Origin of the sequence: Bradyrhizobium sp. SZCCHNS1022 (genome assembly GCF_032484835.1) — a bacterium.
GTDB lineage: Bacteria > Pseudomonadota > Alphaproteobacteria > Rhizobiales > Xanthobacteraceae > Bradyrhizobium.
The window spans coordinates 42,529-64,235 of the sequence record NZ_JAUETT010000005.1; the positions used below are offsets into that span (position 1 = coordinate 42,529).

The window sequence follows — 21,707 nt, forward strand, 5'->3', positions numbered from 1 at the left end:
ATTGCAGCGCCGGTGCGGTGTGAATTCGGCAGGCGAACACTCAACGCTCGATCGTGCCGGCACGCCGAATCTTTTTCTGGAGCAGCATCACCCCATAGAGCAGCGCTTCCGCCGTCGGCGGACAACCGGGCACGTGGATGTCGATGGGCACAATACGGTCGCAGCCCCGCACCACGGAGTACGAATAATGATAGTAGCCGCCGCCATTGGCGCATGAGCCCATCGAGATCACATAGCGCGGTTCGGGCATCTGGTCGTAGACCTTGCGCAGTGCTGGCGCCATCTTGTTCGTAAGCGTGCCGGCGACGATCATCAGATCGCTTTGCCGGGGCGAAGCGCGCGGGAAACAACCGAACCGCTCAAGATCGTAGCGCGGCATCATGACCTGCATCATCTCGATTGCACAGCAAGCAAGCCCGAAGGTCACCCAATAGATCGAACCCGTTCGTGCCCATTTGATCATCTCATCCGCCGACGTGACGAAAAAACCCTTGTCGGCAAGCTCGCTATTGACTTCAAACAACAACGCCCCCAAGGCGCTGAAGCTCGATCCGGCCGAACGACAGCACCTCTTTCTCCTCAGCGATCGACCCGCCCCCGAAATCCGCCGCTCAGGATCGGAAGTCGTTCCCGAACCAATTCTGCGCATGCTCGAAAGCATGGCTGCTCAACCAGCCTATGTGCTGGGCCGCCGCTGGGATATCCTTGCCTGGAACCGGGCCGCCGTCGCCGTCTTCGGCGACTACGGGCGGCTTGCGGGCGACGAACGCAACATCATGCACATGGTCTTCGCCAATCCGGACCATCGCCGGAAGGTCGTCGATTGGGAGACGCTGGCGCCGGCCTCGCTCGCCATGTTCCGGGCCGACAGCGTGCGTTACGCAGGCGATCCGGATTTCGAACGGCTGATCGCGATCCTCAGCGACAAGAGCGCCGAGTTTCGCGCCTGGTGGCCGAAGCACGAAGTGTTGAGACCAATCGGCGGCCTGAAGCGCATCGATCATCCCAAGGCCAAGCGGATGGTCTTCGAGTACACGAGCCTCGCCGTCACCGACCAACCGGACATGAAGCTCGTCGTCTATACGCCGCTCAAGGACGAACAGACCGCGACCAAGCTCGCGCGCTTGATCAAGGCGGTCGACCGTTCGTGAATCTGCCTGGCTCCGCGGTTCGCGCAACCGTCAGGGCTCGGTCGAGCAACGCAATCCCCGCCGCCACAACACCAAGCCCGTCACTGCGGCACGATGAGACGCTCCGTTGCGTACCAAAATTGGGAGCGGCTAAGGTCGACGAAACGCTTTTCATCCTCGATCAACAAATGCAGCGCTTTCGTCCCTTCCGGCGTCTTCCTTGCTGCAAGATGCGACACCAAATCGTCCCACCACAATTCGGCGCAACCGTCGAAATCAACCGGCTCTGTCTCCCGCCCGCTTTGGATGGCCGATTGCGCCGCGGGATTGTCCAAGGGGATGGTTTGCACATAGCGCCGGATGCCGAGCACACCCTGATATTGGCGGATGAGCGCCGCGTGGTTCACGCGCCAGTGGCGATCGAACTCCTCGCGGCTCAGTTCCGGGCGACGCTTCACACAGCCGATCAGTTTCAACATCGGACACCTTCCTCTCTGGTGACCGGCACGCTACACCTTGACAGTACTGTCAGAGTCAAGGAGGAGTCATGAAGATCGGGCAACTCGCATCCAGAGCCGACGTGAGCGAGCGAATGCTGCGCTACTACGAGAGCGAAGGTCTGCTGCGCCCAGGACGGACGGCAGCCGGCTATCGCGACTATTCGGAGAACGATGTTTCGAAGGTCAGGCGGATCGTTGTGCTGAATGGCGCAGGTTTCAAGCTCAAGACAATCGGCCAGCTATTGCCTTGCGCCTTGCCCGAAGAAGGCAGAGAACCTTGCCAAACTCTCAGGGACAAAATCGCTGAGAAAATTGGCGAACTGGACCGCCAGATCGTAGAATTGAGCGAGAGCCGGAAGCTGCTCGCATCGATGATTGCGCCACGTCAACGTTCCGTCACAGATCTCACTTGATGCGTCCGTCGATCATGCGCGAGGGAGCAAGGCTCAACAGACCCAACAGGGCGAGCGCAAGGCCGACCCATAGCGGCGCGGTGAGGCCATAGCCTGCATCGATCCCGACGCCCCCCGCCCATGCGCCGAAGGCGAGGCCGGCGGTGATGGCCGAAGTATGGACTGTGTTCACCAGTGGACCCGGATGCGCGATCCGCATCACACGAGCGACCATCGCAGGATTCATCGGCACCCCGGCAACGCCAACAGCCAGAAACGCCAGGACAGCGACGTAGCTGTTGGTGGCAAAGACGGCGAAGACAAGAAGGGCCAGCGCGAGCGCAATCAATCCACCGAACAGGATCGGGATCGTATACCGGTCAGCGAAACGCCCAACGACAAGATTGCCGAAGACGTTCGCTCCGCCGTAGGCTGCCAGCAGCACCGGCATGGTTGCCGGTGAGAGTCTCGCTTTGTCGATGAAGAGCGGTACGGCGTAGCTGAAAGCGGCGAAGGTCGCGCCGATGATCAGGCCGCTCGTCGTATAGGCCGCCCATAGGCGTGTCTTCCTCAACGCGTCGAGCTCCACGCTGAGACCAACTTCCGCGCGGCTCTTCAAGTCCGGCACGAAGGCGGCGACAAGGACGGTCGACAACATGGCGAGGACCGCGATGCTCCAAAAGCTCGCCCGCCATCCGAGCCCCTGCTCGATCGCCGTAGTCGCGGGCAGACCGAGCACGGGCGCGAGCATGAGCCCGCCCAGCACGATGGATGCAGCGCGGCCTCGCGCCTGAGGGGCGACCAACTCCGCGGCAATCGCCAGTGCCACGCCGAAGCAGGCGGAACTGGCCGCACCGGTCACGATCCGCGCGATTGCCATGACGCCGTAATCCGGTGCGAGCGCCGCGACGACCCCGCCCGCGACATAGAGACCGAGCAGAAGCAGAAGTGCCGGCTTGTTCGGCGCCTTGAGGCGGAGCAGCAACGCTATCACGAGCGGACCGCCGATTGCCATACTGAGCGCATAGAGCGAGACCAGATAGCCGATCTCGGCCACAGAAGCGGCAAAAGCCGCCGACAGGGCCGGCGACATACCTGCAACCATGAACTCCGAGGTAGTGAGCGCGAAGATCGTCAGCCCGAGGAGATAGACGACCAGTGGCATTCCCGCAGGTTCCGGCAAACGATCCCGGCTCGAATCTGGATTACGATCTCTCACCCCGTTCACGGCTCGGCATCCATTTCTATAGTCATAATTATGGAAATGGCTATCGTGCTTGCCCGAGAGGGTCAATTGATTTATATAAATGTCACTACAGAAAGGAATTTGATGGCACCGCGTGGCCGTCCCCGCAGCTTCGATCGCGATCTCGCCCTCGAAAGGGCGATGGAGGTGTTTTGGATCAAGGGCTACGATGGGGCACAACTCACGGACCTGACCGCCGCGATCGGCATAACGCCGCCAAGCTTCTATGCAGCCTTCGGCACCAAGGAGATGGCGTTTCGAGAAGCCGTTGATCTCTACGTCGCAACAGTGGGTTCGGTGCCCATGCGAGCGCTCGAAGACGCAGCCACCGTCCGCGGCGGTATTCGATCCATGCTGGCGGGCAGCATCGACGTCGCCCTATCCACCAAGCCAGGAGGATGTCTGCTGATCCTCGGTGTCGTCAATTGCCTGCCGGACAACCGGGCGGCGCGCAAGCATCTGTTGCGCGCTCGCCGCAAGACGGTCAAGTTGATCGCGACCCGCCTCGAACGGGGTCTGCACGAAGGAGAGCTGCCGATGGATACGGATGTCGCGCAGCTCGCAGCATTCTATCACGGCATTCTGCAGGCCATCTCCTTCCAGGCGCGGGATGGCGCGACGCGGGCGGAGCTACAAGCCTTGATCGAGCCGGCGCTCGCCGTTTTGAAATGACCTGAACCGGCGCTCTGCCTGCAAGACGAGGCATGATCGTGGTCCCGCTACGGCGTCCACGCAGAGCCGGATGCGCCCGGCTCGTCGGCCCGAAACTCCAGTATGCGATCGATGAGGCCCCACGCCAGGGCTTCTTCGGCCGTCATGAAGCAGTCGCGATCCATCGCACGCTCGAACTCTTCGTAGGAGCGCTTGCAGTGCTCCGAATAGAGCCGTGTCATGCGGCGCTTCGTCTTTTCGGTTTCTTCGGCATGGATGAGGATGTCCGACGCCTGTCCCTGGAAGCCGCCCGACGGCTGGTGGATCAGGATGCTGGCGTTGGGCAGGGCCGCGCGCTCGCCGGGCTCGCCGGCCATCAGGAGAAATGATCCCATCGAACGGGCCGTCCCCATGCAGAGCGTGTGCACGGGCGCGCGGATGTAACGCATGGTGTCATACATCGCGAAGCCGCTGGTCACGACGCCGCCCGGCGAATTGATATAGAGGTTGATCGGCCTCTTGGGATTTTCGGCTTCCAGGAACAACAACTGGGCGCAGACCAGAGCGGAGACGGTGTCATTCACCTCCCCATTCAGGAAGATGATCCGTTCGCGCAGCAGACGCGAATAGATGTCGAACGACCGCTCCCCTCTGCTGGACTGCTCGACGACCATGGGGACGAGTTGCATCGCTTCGCGCATCGGCGAACTCCGCTTTTTGGAATGTGTCGGGAAGCTCGCCGGTTCAGGCGGCGAGCATGAGCATCGGGCTGTTGTTGTTTGCTGCCGCCCTTGTCATCCGCTCGCGCCGGGCGTGATCGAGTTCATGGATGATGCGCAGGCACGTTCCGCCGTTCCCGTTCGGGGCGATCCGAAATGTCACCGTGCTTTCCAGAAACGGCGGCGCGTCGTCGCGCATCCGATAACTGACTTCCTCGCCTGGCGTCACCGAGGTCGCCTCGGGATCGGCGAGTGCCTCTCGGGGCAACCAGTTCTCACGAAATTCCGCGAGGCTGATCGCGCGCCACACCTTTTCCGTTGGCGCGTCGAGCTGATACTCGAGCTCAATGCCACTCGTCCGCTCGTCGGCCATTCCGTGGGTCATTGGTCCATATCCTTCAGCAAGACCTTGAGAGCTTCGATGCGTGCGGGCCAGTAGGCGCGATATTTCGCCAGCCATTGCGCGATGAGAGACAGTCCGTCGGGATCGACTTCATAGTTCACGAAACGCCCCTGGCGCTGTTCCCTGACGAGCCTGGCATTGCGAAGAACCGAGAGATGCTGAGACATGGCCGGCTGGCTGATCTCAATCCCTTCGCGCAACGCGCTGGCGTTCATGCTGCCGGCAGCCAGCTTCTCGAAGATCGCGCGGCGGGTCGGATCGGCCAGAGCGCGGAAGATGTCGTTCTCGATCATGCCAATACATAAGCATACACTTATGTCATTGGCAAGTGATGATCTGCAGGCCCGAAGAGCGTCGGCGATTGCGAGACCCGACAAGAGCCGATCTACGAGACCCTGCCCCGCTCCGCGAGGAAATCGAGCAGCGCCCGGACGCGCGAGGGCAGCGGCCCGCCCTGGCCGATATGGATGGCGTGGAAGATTTCGCGGTCGCCGGGGTTGAGATGCTCCAGCACGGGCACGAGCCGGCCGGCCGCGATGTCGTCGCGCACGGTGAAAGCGGCAAGACGGGCCAGCCCGCTGCCGCCGAGGACCAACCGATGCAAGGCTTCACCATCGCTGGCCTGCACGCGCCCCACAACGGGCACGACGATCGTTTCGCCGTTCTTCCGCAACGGCCAGCCGTCGACGCTGCGGACATAGCCGAAGCCAAGACGGTTGTGTGCGTCGAGATCCTCGATCGTCTTCGGCTCGCCGAAACGCCCGAGATAGGTGGGAGTGCCGACGATCATCATCGCGGTGTCGCCGAGCTTGCGGGCGACCAGGCGCGAGCTCTTCAGCGGACCGGCGCGGACCGCCACGTCCGTCCGCTCCGCCAGGAGGTCGACAACCAGATCGGTCTCGACGAGATCGAGCGTCACGTCCGGATAGCGCTCCAGGAATGCCGGCAGGATGGGCGCGAGGATGTAGGCGGCATAGGACGCGCTGGTGTTGAGACGGATGCGGCCGACCGGCTGCTCTCCCGCGCCCGCGCTCCGCTCGGCGTCCTCGATATCAGCCAAGATACGGCTCGCCCGCTCATAGAAGGCGCAGCCTTCCGGCGTGAGCTGGAAGGCACGCGTGGAGCGGTTGACGAGGCGCGCGCCGAGCCGCGTCTCCAGCCGCGCGACGAGCTTGCTCACCGCCGATGGCGTCATGCGGCAGGCACGCGCGGCGGCCGAGAAGCCGCCCTGTTCGACCACCCGGACGAACACCTCCATTTCACCGGAGCGATTGACTTCTGAGCGCGCCACTGGTCGTTCAATTCACAAATGATATGCCTTTCGGCATTCTATATCATGACGCGTCCAACATCTATGTCCTGCTTCGACATTCACCATCGCAGGACAGATCATGCCGTTGGCTCTTTATGCCCTCACGGCCGGAGCCTTCGGCATCGGCGTCACCGAATTCGTCATCATGGGACTGCTGTTGGAGGTCAGCGCCGATTTCGGCGTCACGATCGCCGCGGCCGGCCTGCTCATCTCCGGCTATGCGCTCGGTGTCGTCGTCGGCGCCCCGGTGCTGACCGTTGTCACGGCTCGCTGGCCGCGCAAGACCGTGCTGCTCGCCCTGATGGCGATCTTCGTTGTCGGCAACGCGGCTTGCGCCCTCGCGCCGAGCTACGGTGTCCTCATGGCGGCGCGCGTCCTGACTGCGTTCGCGCACGGCACCTTCTTCGGCGTCGGATCGGTCGTGGCGACCGGCCTCGTATCAGAAGATCGCAAGGCCTCCGCCATAGCCGTGATGTTCACCGGCCTGACCATCGCCACCATCCTCGGCGTGCCGCTCGGCACCTGGATCGGCCAGCATCTCGGTTGGCGCGCGACGTTCTGGGCCGTGGCGCTGGTCGGGCTGGAGGCCTTCGCGATCATCGCCCTGCTTGTGCCCAAGGATAAGCGGCCTGCGGATGCGGGCGACTGGCGCGCGGATCTCGCCGCCATTCTGCGCCTGCCCGTGCTCCTAGGGCTTGCGACAACCGTCCTCGGCTACGCCGGCGTCTTCGCGGTCTTCACCTATATCGCGCCGATGCTGACGCGGATCAGCGGATTCTCCGAGAACGCGGTGTCGCCGATCCTCCTGGTGTTCGGCGGCGGACTCGTCATCGGCAATCTCGTCGGCGGCCGGCTGGCGGACCGCAGCCTCGTTCCGACTGTCTTCGCGACTCTCGCGGCACTCGGCGCCGTGCTGGTGCTGATGGCGCCGGGCCTGCGTTCGCCCGCTGCCGCCGTTGCCCTCACCGGCCTGTTGGGCGCCGCGGCATTCGCAACGGTGGCGCCGTTGCAGATGTGGGTGTTGTCGAAGGCCAAAGGCGCGGGCCAGAGCCTCGCCTCCTCGTTCAACATCGCCGCCTTCAATCTCGGCAATGCCATGGGCGCCTGGGCGGGTGGTGTCGTCATCGACCAAGGCAATCTTTCCGCCGTGCCGCTATGGGCGTCGCTGTTTCCGCTCGTCGCAATCGTCATCGCCTGGGTCGCGGTGAGCGGCGAACGCTCCGCCAAGCGCGTGACCTGCTGAAGTCGCTCACATCCGCAATCGATGAAAGGAATCGCCATGGACTATCGCGCCCTCGGTCACTCCGGGCTCAAGGTCCCGGTTCTGAGCTTCGGCACGGGCACGTTTGCGGGCACCGGACCATTGTTCAGCAATTGGGGCACGAGCGATGCCGCAGAAGCGCGCCGCCTCGTCGATATCTGCCTCGAGGCCGGTGTCAACCTGTTCGACACGGCTGATGTCTATTCCAATGGCGCGTCCGAAGAAGTGCTCGGGGCGGCAATCAAAGGGCGACGCGACGCCGTGCTGATTTCCACCAAGACCGGCTTGCCCATGGGCGACGGGCCCAACGATGCCGGTACGTCGCGGCTCCGTCTGGTTCGTTCGGTCGACGATGCGCTGAAGCGGCTCGGCACGGATTATATCGACCTGCTGCAACTCCATGCCTTCGACGCCGCCACGCCGCTGGCGGAGGTGCTGGCGACGCTCGACGCGCTCGTTCGCGCGGGCAAGATCCGCTATGTCGGCGTCTCGAATTTCCCGGGCTGGCAAATCATGAAGTCGCTGGCCTTGGCCGACGCCCAAGGCTGGCCGCGTTATGTCGCCCATCAGGTCTATTACTCGCTGGTCGGCCGCGACTATGAATGGGACCTGATGCCACTCGGCACCGATCAGGGACTGGGTGCGCTGGTCTGGAGTCCGCTCGGCTGGGGTCGGCTTACGGGCAAGATCAGGCGCGGCACGCCACTGCCGCCGGAAAGCCGGCTGCACGAAACGGCTCGCTTCGGGCCGCCGGTCGATGACGAGCGCCTCTATCGCGTCATTGAAGTTCTCGATGAATTGGCCGGAGAGACCGGCAAGGCCGTGCCGCAGATTGCACTCAATTGGCTGATCCAGCGCCCGACGGTTTCATCGATCATCATCGGCGCACGCAACGAAGCCCAGCTCCGACAGAATCTGGGCGCCGTGGGCTGGAAGCTGTCGCCCGATCAAATCGCTCGGCTCGATGTGGCGAGCGCGGTCATGCCGCCGTATCCCTATTTCCCTTATCGGACGCAGGAGGGCTTCGCCCGCCTCAATCCGCCAATCGTCGGCTGACGGAGGCAGAAGCCATCATCTTTCGAACTGCAATACTGGCGAGACTCTCAGAGGCGATCCCAGGGCGGCTCTGGCAGGAAGCGCTCGACCAGTTCATCGACGACGACGCGGACTTTCGGGCTCATCTGGCGTGTGTGAGGCCAAAGCGCATGAATCGGAAAGCCGCGGGTCGCGGTCTCCGGAAGCACGTGGACCAGTCGACCCTCCCGGAGATGGTCGGCAATCAGCCAGGTCGAAAGCAGCGCAATGCCCTGGCCCGCCAGAGCGGCGTCGCAGATCGCATCGCTATGATTGAACGAGAGCCGTCCGGCGACCGTCTTCGCCAACGGCTCGCCCCTTCCGTTCAGGAACCACCACGGCAAGGTCTGCCCGCCTCGGCCGAAGACGATACAGGAATGCGCCTCGAGATCGTCGAGCGACGCCGGACCTCCGTGCGCCTCCAGATAAGCAGGGCTCGCGCAGAGCACGGATTGCTGGACGCCGAGCCGCCTTGCGACGAGCGTCGCGCTGTCTTCAAGATCGCCGATGCGGATCACCAGATCGATGCCCTCCTCAAAGGGATCGATCCTGCGATCGGTGAGCGAGACTTCGAGTGAAAGTTCAGGATAGCGCGCCCCGATGTCGATGAGAACGGGCACGACCCAGCGCCGACCGAACACGACCGGCAGATCGACACGCAGGCGCCCGCGCGGTCGCAGGCGATGGGCGGTCATGGCCGCCTGCGCGTCGTCCAGCTCGGCCAGCACGCGTACACAGGTCTCGTAGAAGGCCTGGCCTTCGACCGTCAGGGCGAAACGTCGCGTCGTCCGGTTGAACAACCGGACACCAAGCCGCTCCTCGAGCCGCGCCACGCTCTTGGCAATCCCGGATTTGGAAAGGCCGAGCCTTTCGGCCGCCAGCGTGAAGCCGCCGGCGTCGGCGGCCTGCACGAATGCCGTGATGCCCTTGAAATGCTCGGTCGAGATCATCGCAGCTCAATTGACGAAATCTGGTCAACTGAGATTGCCATATCGCCCAGTTTTTCTCCATCCGGATCGTCAATAGAGCTGTCCCGGACGCGACTGACCGCCCGGAGAGAGAGCGTTATTGCCATGCCAGAGCCGGCCCGAAGCGAAAGACGCAAGGAGCCAGGGCAAACAATCACGCCCGCTCTCATCTGGCTGATGGCCATCGGCGCCGGCGTCGGGGTTGCCAATGTCTACTTCATCCAGCCGATCGTCCCGGAGGTTCAGGCTGCGTTCGGCCTTGCGCCCGAACAGGCAAGTCTCATCCCGGCAATATCTCAGGCAGGCTATGCGGCGGGAATGGCGCTGTTGGCCCCGCTCGGCGATCTGGTCGATCGCAAGCGGCTCATCCTCGCCAAATCCGTCCTGCTCGTGCTGGCGCTGTTGACGACCGCTGCGGCTTCGCACCTTGCCGTTCTCATTGCCGCGAGCGTCGCGCTTGGCGTGCTCGGCAGCGTCGGCCAGGACTTCATCCCCGTGTCAGCACATCTTGCCAGTGCGGAGACACGCGGACGCACGATCGGCCTCGTGACCACTGGCCTGCTCTGCGGCATCCTGCTGTCGCGCACCGTCGGCGGTGCCATCGGCGATCTCCTCGGTTGGCAGGCGATCTACGAGATCGCAGCCGTCCTGGTCGCGCTGGTCGGCCTCGCCGTCTGGCGCGTCCTGCCGCACCAACCGGCGATGGTCAGCGGGACGTATGGCAGCCTGCTCGCCAGCCTGCTGACGCTGGTCGTCCGCCAGAGCGTCTTGCGCAAGGCGCTTGCGACCCAGGCGCTGCTGGCATCCACGCTCGGCGCGTTCTGGTCGACGCTTGCGCTGATGCTGGCCGAGCCGCCCTTTAGCCTCGGCGCGAGCGTGGCCGGCGCCTTTGGACTGGCCGGCGCGGCCGGGGCTTTCGGCGCGCCGCTGTTCGGTGGCCTCGCCGATCGTCGGGGCCCGATGGCCGCGATCCGCGCCGGATGCCTGCTGGTCGCCACGGCTTTTGCACTGATGCTCATCGAGCCACGGTCGATGGCCGCGTTGATCGCCGGCGCCGTGCTGTTCGATCTCGGTGTCATGGCGGGGCTGGTCTCGCATCAGACCATCGTCACCTCGATCGATCCCGCCGCGCGCAGCCGGCTGAACGGACTCCTGATGACCGCCGCCATGATCGGCATGTCCCTCGGCGCGGCCGCCGGCGGATGGGCCTGGAGCATCGCCGGCTGGAGCGGTGTCTGCCTCACCGGCGCGGCCGCCGGCCTCCTGGCGCTGCTGCGCTCGCTGCTTCCGCCCGCCATTCCCCTTCTCTCCAAGGAGACCGCCCCATGACCGCCGCGCCATTGACGGTGTTGTTCTCGTTCCTCTCGCGCGCCGATTCCACGCCGCCCGATCAGCGCAGCCGCGCGGACGGCCATGCCGTCGACGCCGACGCCTTCGAGCCTGATCCGAACCTCAATTTCGAGAGCTGGGGCGAGTATTGGCGCAAGGTGCATGGCGTGCGCTTCCTGCACCCCGACGACGCCGCGGACCAAAAGACCATCGAGCGACTGCTCCGGTACGACCAGATCCACCGTCTGGCGCCGGGACCGACCAGCTTGAGCCCGCCGCCATACCGGCCGCCGCTCGATGACAATGGCCAACTCTTCGATACCATCATCGGCCATGTCGAACCCTATCGCCGCCCGCCATGGGACGGCGTCGCCTATCTCACCTTCGCGAACCTCGATGATCTCGGCGCAATGCTCGGCTCGGAGCGCGTCCGGCGCAAAATTCTCCCGGAGGATCGAGCGATCTTCCGCGACCTCGCCCCCCTCCTTGCACGCCAGCACGTGATCCTTCCCAACGCGACCGGCGATGACGCCATCGTTTTGGTGAAGACGCATCGCCGCCGCGATGAGCTCGACCGCGAAACATTCCAGCGCCGCTGGCTCGATGAACTTGCGCCGGCGGTGATCGCGCAATCCGACACCCGTCGTCTGGTCAAGCGCTACGTCCAGCTCCACGCCATCGGCCCTGAGACGGCGGGCCTGCCCTTCTTCCATCCGGCCACCAGCCGCATCGACGGCGTGACGGTGCTGGCCTTCGCCTCGCTGAAGGATGTGGAGAGCTTCCTTCTGTTCGGCGGCCACGCCGCGATCGTCGCGGCCGAACGCTCCATCTCCGACGTCGCAGCCGGTGAATACTGGACCGGCGCGGTCTTCACCGTGGTCGATCAACTCGCGGCCGAACAAGCGACCGGCAGGTGACGACGCGCACGCGGCGCCGCAGGGGATCATCTTTTTGAAGCGAACAGTGAAAGGCAACGAACCGATCGATCAAGCAAGTGAAAGACACGAACGCCGTCACGCAGGATGCTGCACGGCAGGCTCAGAAACGCGTCCGTTCGGCGGACGCATACCGATATCATCCAAATCTCGGCTGTGGCTGATCGGGTTTGACGCGTGCCTCAAATGCTGCGGAGTGCCAGTCGGCGCCTATACTCTCTGAATGAATCGGACAACTTACAAGGCTGACGACGAGACGGTTGGGCCGAATTCCTTCTCCATCAGGATGGCCCGCGAGGTATTGGCTTCGCCGCTGAAAGGCTTGACCTCTCCGGTTGGATGGAAGCCCATCTTCGTCCAGAAGCCGATGACCGGGTTGGTTTCGACCACCGCGAGCCGCATGTTTCGGGCCCCGAGATTATCGCGGGCGAACCGCTCCGCCTCTCGATACAGGGCTCGGCCGATCCCTGAGCCCTGCGCGCTTTCTCGGACAGCAAGGAGGCCGATGAACACCGTTCCAGATGACGGGTAGCCATCGATCATATCCAGAAGCCCGAGCGCCGCGCCTCCACGCTTTGCCACGAATGCATGCTTGTCCTTGAGCGCATGCCCCGGCGGAACCGCCGTCATGAATGTGTCGGCCGCATCATTGCGTCTCGAAACGCCATCGACACGTTGAGAATAAGCAGTAAGCTCATCGAAAATGGCGTTCACCTCGTGTAGATTTCCCGAAGTGACGGGAACAAGCGATACGATGCCGTCGGCTCGCGCAGAAGCTTCCATTGCCCACCCAAGAATTCATGCTCCATCGCCTATGACGGCAGGCTTGCTCTGTCCATGCTTGAAATGGGGCCGTTTCGCTTTTCGCCAGTCGTCGCCGCGATGAAGCGCAACAAGGAGATCTATTTGAACAATCGCCTCGTATTGATCTCCGGCTGTTCGGGTGGTGGAAAATCGACGCTGTTGGCTGAACTGAGCGCGCGCGGTCATGCCGTGGTCGAGGAGCCCGGCCGTCGCATCATAGCCGAGGAAATGGCGAGCGAGGGAAAGAGTCTCCCTTGGGTGGATCTGGCCGCGTTTCTGCGACGCGCGATCGACATAGCGTTGGCCGACAGGATCGCGATGAGCTCTCATGACGGATGGGTGTTTTTCGATCGCGGTCTTGTGGATGCAGCTTCTGCGCTGGAGGCGCTGAACGGCGAGCCGACCCTGCGTCCCCTTTGCATGCAGCATCGTTATCACCATCGCGTGTTCATGGCTCCGCCCTGGCCGGAAATCTATACGACCGACGCCGACCGTAAGCACGGCCTCGATGCAGCGAGAGCGGAGTATCATCGCCTGATGGAGGTCGTTCCGGCTTTGGGATACGACGTGATCGAGCTGCCGAAGATGTCGACGTCAGAGCGCGCTGACTTCGTGCTGGCGTCACTCAGCGGTGATCTCATCAATCCGGATCGATAACGAGCGGGTGGCATCCAAAGTGGACAAGCCAAGCCCCTGGGCGCGCTCAGCCGGGCCGACCGAGTCGACCGAGATGGGTGTCGGAAAAGCTGCTCGGATATTTCAGCCCGAAGCCGAGCGCCCGGTCGACGCCGATATGGGCGCACCAGATCAGCGCGACCTCCAGCCACAGTGTGTGATCCGTCATCCGCCCCAGGGCGGAGGCCAAGGCAGTCACCACGGCGGCAAGCAAGGCAGGCGCGACATAGGTGTGGACGAGATTATAGCAGCGTGCGCCCATCGATGATCCCGCGAGATAGCCGAGCATGGCGAGATCGGGCAGCAGGAACAGAACGGCAAACAGTCCCCATCCTCCGCCGAGCGCGCGAAAAGCCAGCACGGCCGAAATCGCCAGCGCGAGATTCTCAAGACGCAGCAGCACCAGGACGCTCCCGGTCGGCGTCCGCACCGCGACGTCGGGGTGAGCGGAGCCGACCATATCGGGGGACGGGTTGGTCAGAGTCTGTCGGGACATTGGAGCGCCTTTGGTGGTGATGGCCGCACCATCCCCCGTCCCCCTCTTGAACGAAATTGATTGATTTGGTTCATTAGCTGTACGAAATTTTATCAGGCTGACATGGACTGGGGCCTTTACCGTACCTTCCTGGAGATTGCCCGGAGCGGCAGCCTGTCGGCGGCGGCGCGGACGCTCGGCATCACGCATCCGACGGCGCGCCGCCATCTGGAAGAACTCGAGCAACAACTCGGCAGCCGGCTGTTCACGCGCTCGACCCGCGGTCTGATCCTGACCGGGCTTGCCGAACGGATGGTGCCGGAAGTCAGCCGGATCGAAGCCTCGATCGGCGCCATTGCGCGCCTCGCGAGCGAGCGCGCGGGCAGCGCGGACGGCACGGTGCGCATATCCGCGAGCGAGGTCATGGGCACCGAGGTACTGCCGTCGATGCTGGCGCGCATCCGCGCCCTTCACCCGGGTCTGACGTTCGAACTGATCCTGTCGGACAGCGAGACGGATATCCTTCGGCGGGACGCCGACCTCGCCGTGCGCATGGTGCGGCCCCGGCAGGGCAGCCTCGTCGCCCGGCGTGTCGGCACGATCAAGGTGGGCCTCTATGCCCATCGAAACTGGCTCGCCGAGCACGGCGCGCCCTCCTCATTCGAGCAACTGCTCGCTGCGCCGAACTTCATCGGTCAGGACCGTCGCCGCACCTTGGCGGATGCGCTGAAGATCGACCAGACGCGCCTGCACCAGAGCCTCGTTCTGGCGACCGACAGCGATGTGGCGCAGATCGCAGCCCTGCGCGCTGGCTTGGGCGTCGGCGTCATGCAGGTGCCGCTCGCCGCGCGAGAGCCCACGCTCGTCCGCGTGCTTCCCAAGCTCGACCACAGAATGGAGGTCTGGCTGGTCACGCACCCCGACCTCAGATCCTCGACCCGCGTGCAGAGCGCCATAGCGGCGCTGCACGCCGAGCTAAAGGGCTATATCCGGTCGGCATGAGCGTCATGCACGACCTGGCCAATTAGGACATCAGTGCGTCAGCCAGCAATTGCGCGTGCGTGATCATCGCATCATGGCTCGCGTCAAGCTCGAGATAGCGCCAGCCGTCCCTTTCCCGTACCCGAGATACAGATTTTTCAAGAAGATCGCCGTTCGCCTGAGTGCAGCGGATATAGGTCTTGCGGGCTATGGGAAGCGTTCCGCGCATCATGGCGGGCTCGAAATAGCTGCCGACCGGTTGCGGCGTCAGGAGGCTATCGACCCACGGCTGATCCTCTTTCCTGATCCCGAAGACGGCTGCCGGCAAGGGTGGAATATGCCAGCCAGGATCTGCCATGGCGGAAGCGCGATAGGACTCGATCAGATGCGGTGCATGGTCGAGCAGGATTTCTCCATCGTCCGGCAAGAAGGCATCGAGCAGCACAAGATGGAAGACGAGGTCGCTCAGGCGATACGCGGCAGCTGTCGCCGGAAAGCCACCGTAGGAATGGCCGACCAGCGTGACGTTCGTGCGTCCGAGATTGAGAACATGGTCGACGATCTCGGCGACATGCGTTTCGAGGGTGATGTCGCGTGAGAGTAGCGGCGCCCGCTCGGCGAGCCCAGCCAGCGTCGGCGCCGAGACCACATGCCCCGCCCGCTCGAGCAGAGGCACGACGCGCTGCCAGCACCATCCGCCGTGCCAGGCACCGTGAACCAGAACGAAGGTCCTCATTCTCCGCTCTCCTGTGCCTTAGCACCTGTTCAGCTCGGTCTTGGCGAATGCGTCGGTTGGTGCCGAACAGGCTGGCCTTTACGCCGCCGCCTTTGTCCGCGCCATGCTCGACAACCTCGCGACGGCCGTTCTCACCGCAATCCTGCTGATGCGCATGACCAAACCTCGTGCGGATAATCGTTGAGGGCTCCGCCCGACGGCCGCCGCGTTCTGGCCGATCGCATATTGGAAGTCTTCTCCAAATTCCGGGCGGAAGCGTCACGTCGACCGCCGGGCATCGATACTGTATGGATTTCCGACAGGCATGGCGCTTGGTACGCTCTCGGCGGGACAATCGACAAGGAAGCAGAAACAATGGATTCTGCGCCACCTCCTCACGCACACCGCTGGCCTTGGCTACGGTTTCCTGGAGCCAGAGAACGGCCCGCTGCATCGGGCTGGCGTCTCGGATGGCATGGATCGGGCCGGCATGACACTTGCGGAAAATCTGCGCCGGCTCACCGATGTGCCGCTCCTGTTTCGTCCGGGAACGCGCCGCTCCTATTCGCTCGGCCTCGACGTCACGGGCGCGCTGATCGAAGCCGCGACGGCATTGGCTCTTCCGCAAGCCGTGCGCCGGCTCGTGACCGACCCGCTCGCGCTCAAGGACACCGGCTTTTCGGTTGCCGATACCGCCCGGCTCGCCACAGCTTATGCCGACGATTGCCCGCGCCCGCGTCGCATGCGCGAACCGGACTTGGTGCCGTTCCTTCCTGGTCTTCCCGGCATCCGAATGGACCCGTCGCGCGCCTTCGACGCAACGGCTTTTCCGTCCGGCGGCGCCGGCAAGGTCGGGAGTGCGCGGGATACGATGGACCTCCTTGAAACCCTGCGCCAGGGCAGCGGAGCGCTGATGCCAGCCGAATGTGCGGCGGAAATGGCGCACGACCACATCACGGAGCTCGAAATCGAAGGCTCGCCGGGCTGGGGCTACGGCCTCGGATTCTCGGTGCTGCGCGAGCCGCGAGCGGCGGGCGTGGCCGAGACGCCCGGCACATGGCGTTGGGGCGGCGCCTATGGCCACAGCTGGTTCGTCGATCCCGCCAAACGCCTGACACTTGTCGCCTTCACCAACACCGCGCTCGAGGGTATGTCGAACGGTGGCCGCTTCTCCGCCGATCTCAGCCGCGCAATCTACGCGGCGGACTGTCGTTAGCGCGGCGTTGGTGACGATCTCGAAGCGCCCCGCTTGCTGACCGAGACGCCGAGACATGTGAACCATCCTGCGACGGAGTGGCGCCACAGGCGATTTGGACGCGATGGATATGGGCAATTGCCCTCCGTTCCGGTCCGAGTCAGCATCCGCCCCAGGGACAAAGGCGGGCCCCCTTGCGAAACGGAGCGCGGCGGCCGATGCTTCGCTCGCATCGCGATTCACAAGGAATTCCTCATGTCCGTCGACACCCAGGCCGCCACCGACCGTCTCATGCGTTTCCTCAGTGTCGAGGGTGTGAGCGGAAAGGAGGCGGCGATCGGGCGCGAACTCGCCGCGGCGCTGAAGGAGAGCGGCGTGCCAGCCAAGGCGATCCGGTTCGACGACGCCAACAGCCGCATTCCCCTGCCGACCGAGACCGGCAACCTCATCGTCGACCTGCCGGGACGCGGCACCATGCACAACCAGCCGCGCATCATGTTCATGACCCACATGGACACGGTGCCGCTGTGCGCCGGCGCCAAACCGAAGATCGCCGGCCGCAAGATCGTCAACGAGGCTAAGACCGCGCTCGGCGGCGACAACCGTTGCGGCTGCGGCATCCTCGTGACGCTGGCGGCTGAGCTTGCCAAGCAGAAGCTCGATCATCCGCCGATCACGCTGTTGTTCTGCGTGCGCGAGGAGACCGGGCTGTGGGGCGCGCGCCACGTCAAGACCGACGACCTCGGCGCTCCGGTGATGGCCTTCAACTTCGACGGCAGCTCCGCCTCCGGCGTCACCATCGGCGCCGTCGGCGCGGACCGCTGGCAGGTCGAGATCTTCGGCCGCGCCTCGCATGCCGGCGTCGCGCCGGAGCGCGGCATCAGCGCGACCATGATCCTGGCGCTCGCGCTGGCCGAGGTGAAGGCTGGCGGCTGGTTCGGCAAGGTGGTGAAGGGCAAGGGGCAAAGCGCGAAGGCCGGCACCAGCAATGTCGGCCCCGTCACCGGCGGCGAAGGCCGCCCTGCAGGCGACGCCACCAACGTCGTCACCGACTACATCCATGTGCGCGGCGAGAGCCGCAGCCACGATGCGAAGTTCTGCAAGGAGATCACCAAGGCCTACAAGACCGCGTTCGAGAACGCCGCCAAGCGCGTCACCAACAGCGACGGCAAGTCGGGCCGTGTCAAGTTCAAAGCCGAGACCGACTACTATCCGTTCCGCATGAAGGAGAGCCTGCCCGTCGTCAAGCGCGCCGTCGCGGCGGTGTCCGACGTCGGCGGCACCCCGGCCATCCGCGCCGGCAATGGCGGGCTGGATGCGAACTGGATGGTCCGCCACGGCGTTCCCACCGTGACCTTCGGCACCGGGCAGAACGAGCCGCACACAACGGACGAATGGATCGATCGCAACGAATACGAGCGGGCCTGCGCGCTGGCGCTGCGGCTTGCGACGATGCGATGAGCTCAGCTGTTCATGGCGGCCGATCCCCTCTCCATCCTCAAGACCGTCTTCGGCTATGACAGCTTCCGCGGGCGGCAGCGGGACATCATCGACCATGTGACAGCGGGCCGTCACGCCTTCGTCCTGATGCCGACCGGCGGCGGCAAGTCGCTGTGCTACCAGATCCCGGCGCTGGCGCGTCCGGGCATCGGGCTCGTCATCTCTCCTCTCATCGCGCTGATGGAAGACCAGGTGACGGCGCTCCGGCAGGCCGGCGTGAAGGCGGCGGCGCTCAATTCCCGGCTCTGGGGCGCGGAGAAGGATCTGCTCTGGCAGGACATCGAGCGGGGCGAACTGGACCTGCTCTACATGGCCCCGGAAACGCTGCTGAAGCCGGAGAACCTGAACCGGCTGACATCCGCGCAGCTGTCTCTGATCGCCATCGACGAGGCCCATTGCGTCTCGCAATGGGGCCATGATTTCCGGCCCGAATACCGCGCGCTGAGCTGTCTCGCTGAGCGCTTCCCCGCTGTGCCGCGCATCGCGCTCACCGCGACGGCGGACGCGCCGACCCGGGCGGAGATCGTCGAGCACCTGAACATCGGCGTCGAGAACAGCTTCGTCTCCGGCTTCGACCGGCCGAACATCCGTTATGGCGCGGCCGAGAAGACCAGCACGATGCAGCAGACGCTGCGCTTCCTGGAGTCCCGCAAAGGCGAGAGCGGCATCGTCTATTGCCTGTCCAAGCGCAAGACGGAGGACGTCGCCGCCGCCCTGACCGACCATGGCTTCACCGCGCTGCCCTATCACGCCGGCATGGAGATGAAGGCGCGGGAAGCCAACCAGCGCCGCTTCCAGCTCGAGCAGGGGCTGATCATGGTCGCCACCATCGCCTTCGGCATGGGCATCGACAAGCCCGACGTCCGCTTCGTGCTGCATGTCGACCTGCCTTCCAGCATCGAAGCCTACTATCAGGAGACCGGCCGCGCCGGCCGCGACGGCCTGCCCTCCGAGACCCTGATGCTCTACGGCGCCGACGACATCGCGCTGCGCCGCCGCTTCATCGACGAGTCGGAGGCATCAGATGCCCGCAAGCGCACCGAGCGCCGCAAGCTCGATGCGCTGCTCGGCTTCGCCGAATCCTGCCAATGCCGCCGGCAGGTTCTGCTGCGCTATTTCGGTGACGACTGCGAGCCCTGCGGCAATTGCGATGTCTGTCTCGATCCGCCCGCGACCTTCGACGGCACCATCGCCGCGCAGAAGCTGCTGTCCTGCGTCCACCGCACCGGCGAGCGCTTCGGACAGGCCCATGTCGTCGCGGTCCTGCTCGGCGAGACCGACGAGCGCATCGAGCGGCTGGGCCATGACAAGCTCTCCACCTTCGGGATCGGCAAGGAGCACGACCGCAACGCCTGGCGCTCCATCGTCCGTCAGCTCGTCGCACATGGGCTCATCACGGTGGACGTCTCAGGCCATGGCGGCCTGTCGATCTCGCCCGAAGGCCGTCAGTTCCTGCGGGACAAGCCGCCCCTGAGCTTGCGTGTCCTCAAGAAAGCCAAGCGCGACCGGGCATCGCGAGATCGCCAGACGGCACAAACGTTTCCTGCCGCCGACCGCGACCTGTTCGAGAAGCTGCGCGTCAAACGGATGGAGTTGGCCAAGGCGCAGAACGTGCCGCCCTATGTCATCTTCCATGACAAGACACTGGCCGAGATGGCCGCGCGGCGGCCGCGATCGGTCGCCGAGTTTGCCGCGATCCCCGGCGCCGGCGCCGTCAAGCTCGCGCGTTATGGCGAGGCCTTTTTGACGGTCATCAATGACCATGCTGCGAGCGCCTGAGACGGCCTGCGCTTGGTCGACTGATCCAACTTGTCAGACAGCCAATTGACCGAATAGCCAAGGCGCGACGTCGCGATCTCGCGGCGGCTTGCGCCCGAGCTTTGCTCGATGGTCCCCTCTTCTCCTTGAAGAAGAGGCGCAGGGAAGACCGGGTATCGGCTGATACCCGCGGTCCGCGTGCAGCAAAAAAGCACGCGGCAGAACCACAGGTCAGCCCAACAACCGGCCTTCCCTGCGCAATGGTTTGAACAGATTATACGCGATCTCCTCGGGGACCGGCTTGTTTGCCCCCGTCGCCGGCGCGATGCGAAGCATCGTCGCCGACTTGGTCTCAGCACCGGGAGACCAGGACCACGCGATTTCACTGTCGCATCGATCCGTTCGTCCGCATGAAAAGATCATGCTGCAAACCGACGCGCCCACCGCATCCCAGGCTCGACGTTCGTGACGATCGCGAAACGTCCCTCTTCTCGAGCCGAGACGCGGGAGAATGTGAACTTGATTTGCCCGACGACACAAGCCGAGCGACATGCGACAAACTGGCACGACGGGCAATTCACGCATGACGCATGTGCGGAGATCTGCCGTCAGGGCAAGAGCGCGGACGATACCGCTCAAGCGCAACGACATGCCGCGCGAGCCAAGCACGTGTGCCCAGGTCGCTCGGCTCTCGCTAGTTCTTGAAGACATCTCCTGTGACGACGACCAGATCACAGCGGAACTCGTCAGAGGTTTTGCCGCCGGCATCTTCAACCCGGCGATAGCAGGCGTTATTGCCGAAGGGTCTGTTCTCAAATTTTCCGTTCTTGTCCTGCACGACCTCGGATTGGATCTTCCCGCCGAGCATATTGAACAGGACGCGTGCCTTATCGCCTTTGCAGGCTAGAATGATGGCGTCACCGCCGTCTTCCAGGCCCCCCGCGCTCACGGATTCTTTCAGGCAGTCGTTGACGCCTGCGAAAATCAACTCCTTCCGTCCGACTTCGGCGGCGGACGCACTCGGCAGAGCGAGACAGATGAACAATATGAACTTCTTCATGACGACGGCTCTCCAGGCCGGGTTGAACGATCGATCGCCTCATCCAAACCATTTGGGACGATGAGGAATGCCTGCTTTGACTATCAGCCGAAAAACTCGGCGCAAGTCAGGCAGACAACGCAAGAGCCCTTCCAAATCTCGGCGCCGGACGAACGCGCGTGCCGGTGCCGGCCTTGCCTCTCTCCCCATTGTCACGGCCATGGAGTCCCGATTCATCCGCGCGCCGTCCGGCTGGATCACGCCGCCGAGCGCGCTACGTCGCTGCGACCCCATTTTTGGTCGTGATGCGCCCCGAGCGCTTCGATCCGAAATGGCGCGGCGTAATCGGCCTCACGTCAGGCGCCTGTTCACTCACGATAGCCTCGCGTTCAGCCACGCATCGCTTCGCTGTCGCGCATCGAGAGCCTGAGCTGGTTATGCTCCTCATTGTCGCCCCCCCGCGTCCTGTACGCTGGCCAGCACGAAATCCGTTGCGCTTCGCCCCTGCAAGGCAGCTGAACGCTTGATCAGGCTCTGGTGCGCGGCACTCACCCGCGCGTCCAGGCGCTCCGCCCGAACAGGCCCCTCTGTTGGCGCGAGATGCGGTTGATTGGACCGTGACACAAGGCAAACACTGGTCGACAG

General features: G+C 64.1%; 24 protein-coding genes and 2 pseudogenes. 13 read left to right on the top strand and 13 right to left on the bottom strand.

The window, feature by feature from the left end:
- Positions 1–40: 40 nt before the first annotated feature.
- Positions 41–517, bottom strand: a pseudogene (locus QX071_RS25690) (NuoB/complex I 20 kDa subunit family protein); the annotation flags it as partial.
- A 4-nt stretch (positions 518–521) separates the two neighbouring features.
- Between QX071_RS25690 and QX071_RS25695 the strand changes: the two are divergent.
- Positions 522–1,151, top strand: a pseudogene (locus tag QX071_RS25695) (transcriptional regulator); the annotation flags it as partial.
- 80 nt (positions 1,152–1,231) lie between these two features.
- Here the strand turns inward: QX071_RS25695 and QX071_RS25700 are convergent.
- Positions 1,232–1,609 carry an EthD domain-containing protein gene (locus QX071_RS25700; protein WP_315705429.1) on the bottom strand — a complete coding sequence of 126 codons (378 nt, stop codon included), beginning with the start codon at positions 1,607–1,609 and terminating at the stop codon, positions 1,232–1,234.
- 68 nt (positions 1,610–1,677) lie between these two features.
- Between QX071_RS25700 and QX071_RS25705 the strand changes: the two genes are divergently transcribed.
- Positions 1,678–2,043, top strand: a complete 366-nt coding sequence (locus tag QX071_RS25705) for a MerR family transcriptional regulator (protein ID WP_315705428.1) — start codon at positions 1,678–1,680, stop codon at positions 2,041–2,043.
- Here the strand turns inward: QX071_RS25705 and QX071_RS25710 are convergent.
- Positions 2,036–3,316 carry an MFS transporter gene (locus tag QX071_RS25710; protein ID WP_315705427.1) on the bottom strand — a complete coding sequence of 427 codons (1,281 nt, stop codon included), beginning with the start codon at positions 3,314–3,316 and terminating at the stop codon, positions 2,036–2,038. The two genes, QX071_RS25705 and QX071_RS25710, sit on opposite strands and share 8 nt — an antisense overlap.
- On the opposite strand from QX071_RS25710, the gene QX071_RS25715 reads away from it, so the two are divergent.
- Positions 3,287–3,940 carry a TetR/AcrR family transcriptional regulator gene (locus QX071_RS25715; RefSeq protein WP_315705426.1) on the top strand — a complete coding sequence of 218 codons (654 nt, stop codon included), beginning with the start codon at positions 3,287–3,289 and terminating at the stop codon, positions 3,938–3,940. The genes QX071_RS25710 and QX071_RS25715 overlap by 30 nt on opposite strands.
- 47 nt (positions 3,941–3,987) lie before the next feature.
- Here the strand turns inward: QX071_RS25715 and QX071_RS25720 are convergent, their stop codons facing one another.
- The 4 genes from QX071_RS25720 to QX071_RS25735 form a co-directional block, all read right to left on the bottom strand.
- A complete protein-coding gene (locus tag QX071_RS25720; RefSeq protein WP_315705425.1) occupies positions 3,988–4,620 on the bottom strand; it encodes an ATP-dependent Clp protease proteolytic subunit in 633 nt (210 codons plus the stop codon).
- A 43-nt stretch (positions 4,621–4,663) separates the two neighbouring features.
- Positions 4,664–5,023: a hypothetical protein gene (locus QX071_RS25725; RefSeq protein WP_315705424.1), complete on the bottom strand. Its 360-nt coding sequence runs from the start codon at positions 5,021–5,023 to the stop codon at positions 4,664–4,666.
- A complete protein-coding gene (locus QX071_RS25730; protein WP_315705423.1) occupies positions 5,020–5,334 on the bottom strand; it encodes a metalloregulator ArsR/SmtB family transcription factor in 315 nt (104 codons plus the stop codon). The genes QX071_RS25725 and QX071_RS25730 overlap by 4 nt, the downstream gene beginning before the upstream one ends.
- 92 nt (positions 5,335–5,426) lie before the next feature.
- Positions 5,427–6,332 carry a LysR family transcriptional regulator gene (locus tag QX071_RS25735; protein ID WP_315705422.1) on the bottom strand — a complete coding sequence of 302 codons (906 nt, stop codon included), beginning with the start codon at positions 6,330–6,332 and terminating at the stop codon, positions 5,427–5,429.
- 100 nt (positions 6,333–6,432) lie between these two features.
- Here QX071_RS25735 and QX071_RS25740 point away from each other — a divergent pair, with 100 nt between their 5' ends.
- Together QX071_RS25740 and QX071_RS25745 are read left to right on the top strand one after the other, a co-directional pair.
- The gene (locus QX071_RS25740) at positions 6,433–7,596 is read left to right on the top strand and encodes an MFS transporter (RefSeq protein WP_315705421.1); all 1,164 of its coding nucleotides are present in this window, start codon (positions 6,433–6,435) and stop codon (positions 7,594–7,596) included.
- A gap of 36 nt (positions 7,597–7,632) precedes the next feature.
- On the top strand, positions 7,633–8,670 hold the full coding sequence (locus QX071_RS25745; RefSeq protein WP_315705420.1) for an aldo/keto reductase: 1,038 nt from the start codon (positions 7,633–7,635) through the stop codon (positions 8,668–8,670).
- Between the two features lie 47 nt (positions 8,671–8,717).
- Here QX071_RS25745 and QX071_RS25750 read toward each other — a convergent pair whose 3' ends face one another.
- The gene (locus QX071_RS25750; RefSeq protein WP_315705419.1) at positions 8,718–9,638 is read right to left on the bottom strand and encodes a LysR family transcriptional regulator; all 921 of its coding nucleotides are present in this window, start codon (positions 9,636–9,638) and stop codon (positions 8,718–8,720) included.
- A gap of 195 nt (positions 9,639–9,833) precedes the next feature.
- On the opposite strand from QX071_RS25750, the gene QX071_RS25755 reads away from it, so the two are divergent.
- Together QX071_RS25755 and QX071_RS25760 are read left to right on the top strand one after the other, a co-directional pair.
- Positions 9,834–10,985, top strand: coding sequence for an MFS transporter (locus QX071_RS25755; RefSeq protein ID WP_315705418.1), 1,152 nt, complete (start codon positions 9,834–9,836; stop codon positions 10,983–10,985).
- Positions 10,982–11,902, top strand: a complete 921-nt coding sequence (locus QX071_RS25760) for a hypothetical protein (RefSeq protein WP_315705417.1) — start codon at positions 10,982–10,984, stop codon at positions 11,900–11,902. The genes QX071_RS25755 and QX071_RS25760 overlap by 4 nt, the downstream gene beginning before the upstream one ends.
- Before the next feature lie 255 nt (positions 11,903–12,157).
- Here QX071_RS25760 and QX071_RS25765 read toward each other — a convergent pair whose 3' ends face one another.
- Positions 12,158–12,634, bottom strand: coding sequence for a GNAT family N-acetyltransferase (locus QX071_RS25765; protein WP_315705416.1), 477 nt, complete (start codon positions 12,632–12,634; stop codon positions 12,158–12,160).
- Positions 12,635–12,802: 168 nt separating this feature from the next.
- On the opposite strand from QX071_RS25765, the gene QX071_RS25770 reads away from it, so the two are divergent.
- Positions 12,803–13,381: an AAA family ATPase gene (locus QX071_RS25770; protein ID WP_315705482.1), complete on the top strand. Its 579-nt coding sequence runs from the start codon at positions 12,803–12,805 to the stop codon at positions 13,379–13,381.
- A 46-nt stretch (positions 13,382–13,427) separates the two neighbouring features.
- Here QX071_RS25770 and QX071_RS25775 read toward each other — a convergent pair whose 3' ends face one another.
- A complete protein-coding gene (locus tag QX071_RS25775) occupies positions 13,428–13,895 on the bottom strand; it encodes a DUF4260 domain-containing protein (protein WP_315705415.1) in 468 nt (155 codons plus the stop codon).
- A gap of 102 nt (positions 13,896–13,997) precedes the next feature.
- Here QX071_RS25775 and QX071_RS25780 point away from each other — a divergent pair, with 102 nt between their 5' ends.
- The gene (locus tag QX071_RS25780) at positions 13,998–14,876 is read left to right on the top strand and encodes a LysR family transcriptional regulator (RefSeq protein ID WP_315705414.1); all 879 of its coding nucleotides are present in this window, start codon (positions 13,998–14,000) and stop codon (positions 14,874–14,876) included.
- Between the two features lie 22 nt (positions 14,877–14,898).
- Here the strand turns inward: QX071_RS25780 and QX071_RS25785 are convergent, their stop codons facing one another.
- Positions 14,899–15,591, bottom strand: coding sequence for an alpha/beta hydrolase family protein (locus tag QX071_RS25785; RefSeq protein WP_315705413.1), 693 nt, complete (start codon positions 15,589–15,591; stop codon positions 14,899–14,901).
- A gap of 40 nt (positions 15,592–15,631) precedes the next feature.
- Between QX071_RS25785 and QX071_RS25790 the strand changes: the two genes are divergently transcribed.
- From QX071_RS25790 to recQ, 4 genes are all read left to right on the top strand, one after another.
- Positions 15,632–15,775, top strand: a complete 144-nt coding sequence (locus QX071_RS25790) for a hypothetical protein (protein ID WP_315705412.1) — start codon at positions 15,632–15,634, stop codon at positions 15,773–15,775.
- Positions 15,776–15,895: 120 nt separating this feature from the next.
- The gene (locus QX071_RS25795; protein WP_315705411.1) at positions 15,896–16,786 is read left to right on the top strand and encodes a serine hydrolase domain-containing protein; all 891 of its coding nucleotides are present in this window, start codon (positions 15,896–15,898) and stop codon (positions 16,784–16,786) included.
- Positions 16,787–17,020: 234 nt separating this feature from the next.
- Positions 17,021–18,226 (top strand): M20/M25/M40 family metallo-hydrolase, encoded by a 1,206-nt coding sequence (locus QX071_RS25800; RefSeq protein ID WP_315705410.1) that lies wholly within the window; start codon positions 17,021–17,023, stop codon positions 18,224–18,226.
- Between the two features lie 12 nt (positions 18,227–18,238).
- Positions 18,239–20,044 (top strand): DNA helicase RecQ, encoded by a 1,806-nt coding sequence (gene recQ, locus QX071_RS25805; RefSeq protein WP_315705409.1) that lies wholly within the window; start codon positions 18,239–18,241, stop codon positions 20,042–20,044.
- A 673-nt stretch (positions 20,045–20,717) separates the two neighbouring features.
- Here the strand turns inward: recQ and QX071_RS25810 are convergent.
- Positions 20,718–21,083 (bottom strand): hypothetical protein, encoded by a 366-nt coding sequence (locus tag QX071_RS25810; protein ID WP_315705408.1) that lies wholly within the window; start codon positions 21,081–21,083, stop codon positions 20,718–20,720.
- 423 nt (positions 21,084–21,506) lie between these two features.
- Entirely contained in the window at positions 21,507–21,686 is a 180-nt protein-coding gene (locus QX071_RS25815; protein WP_315729485.1) for a DUF1778 domain-containing protein, read from the bottom strand.
- Between the last annotated feature and the right edge of the window lie 21 nt (positions 21,687–21,707).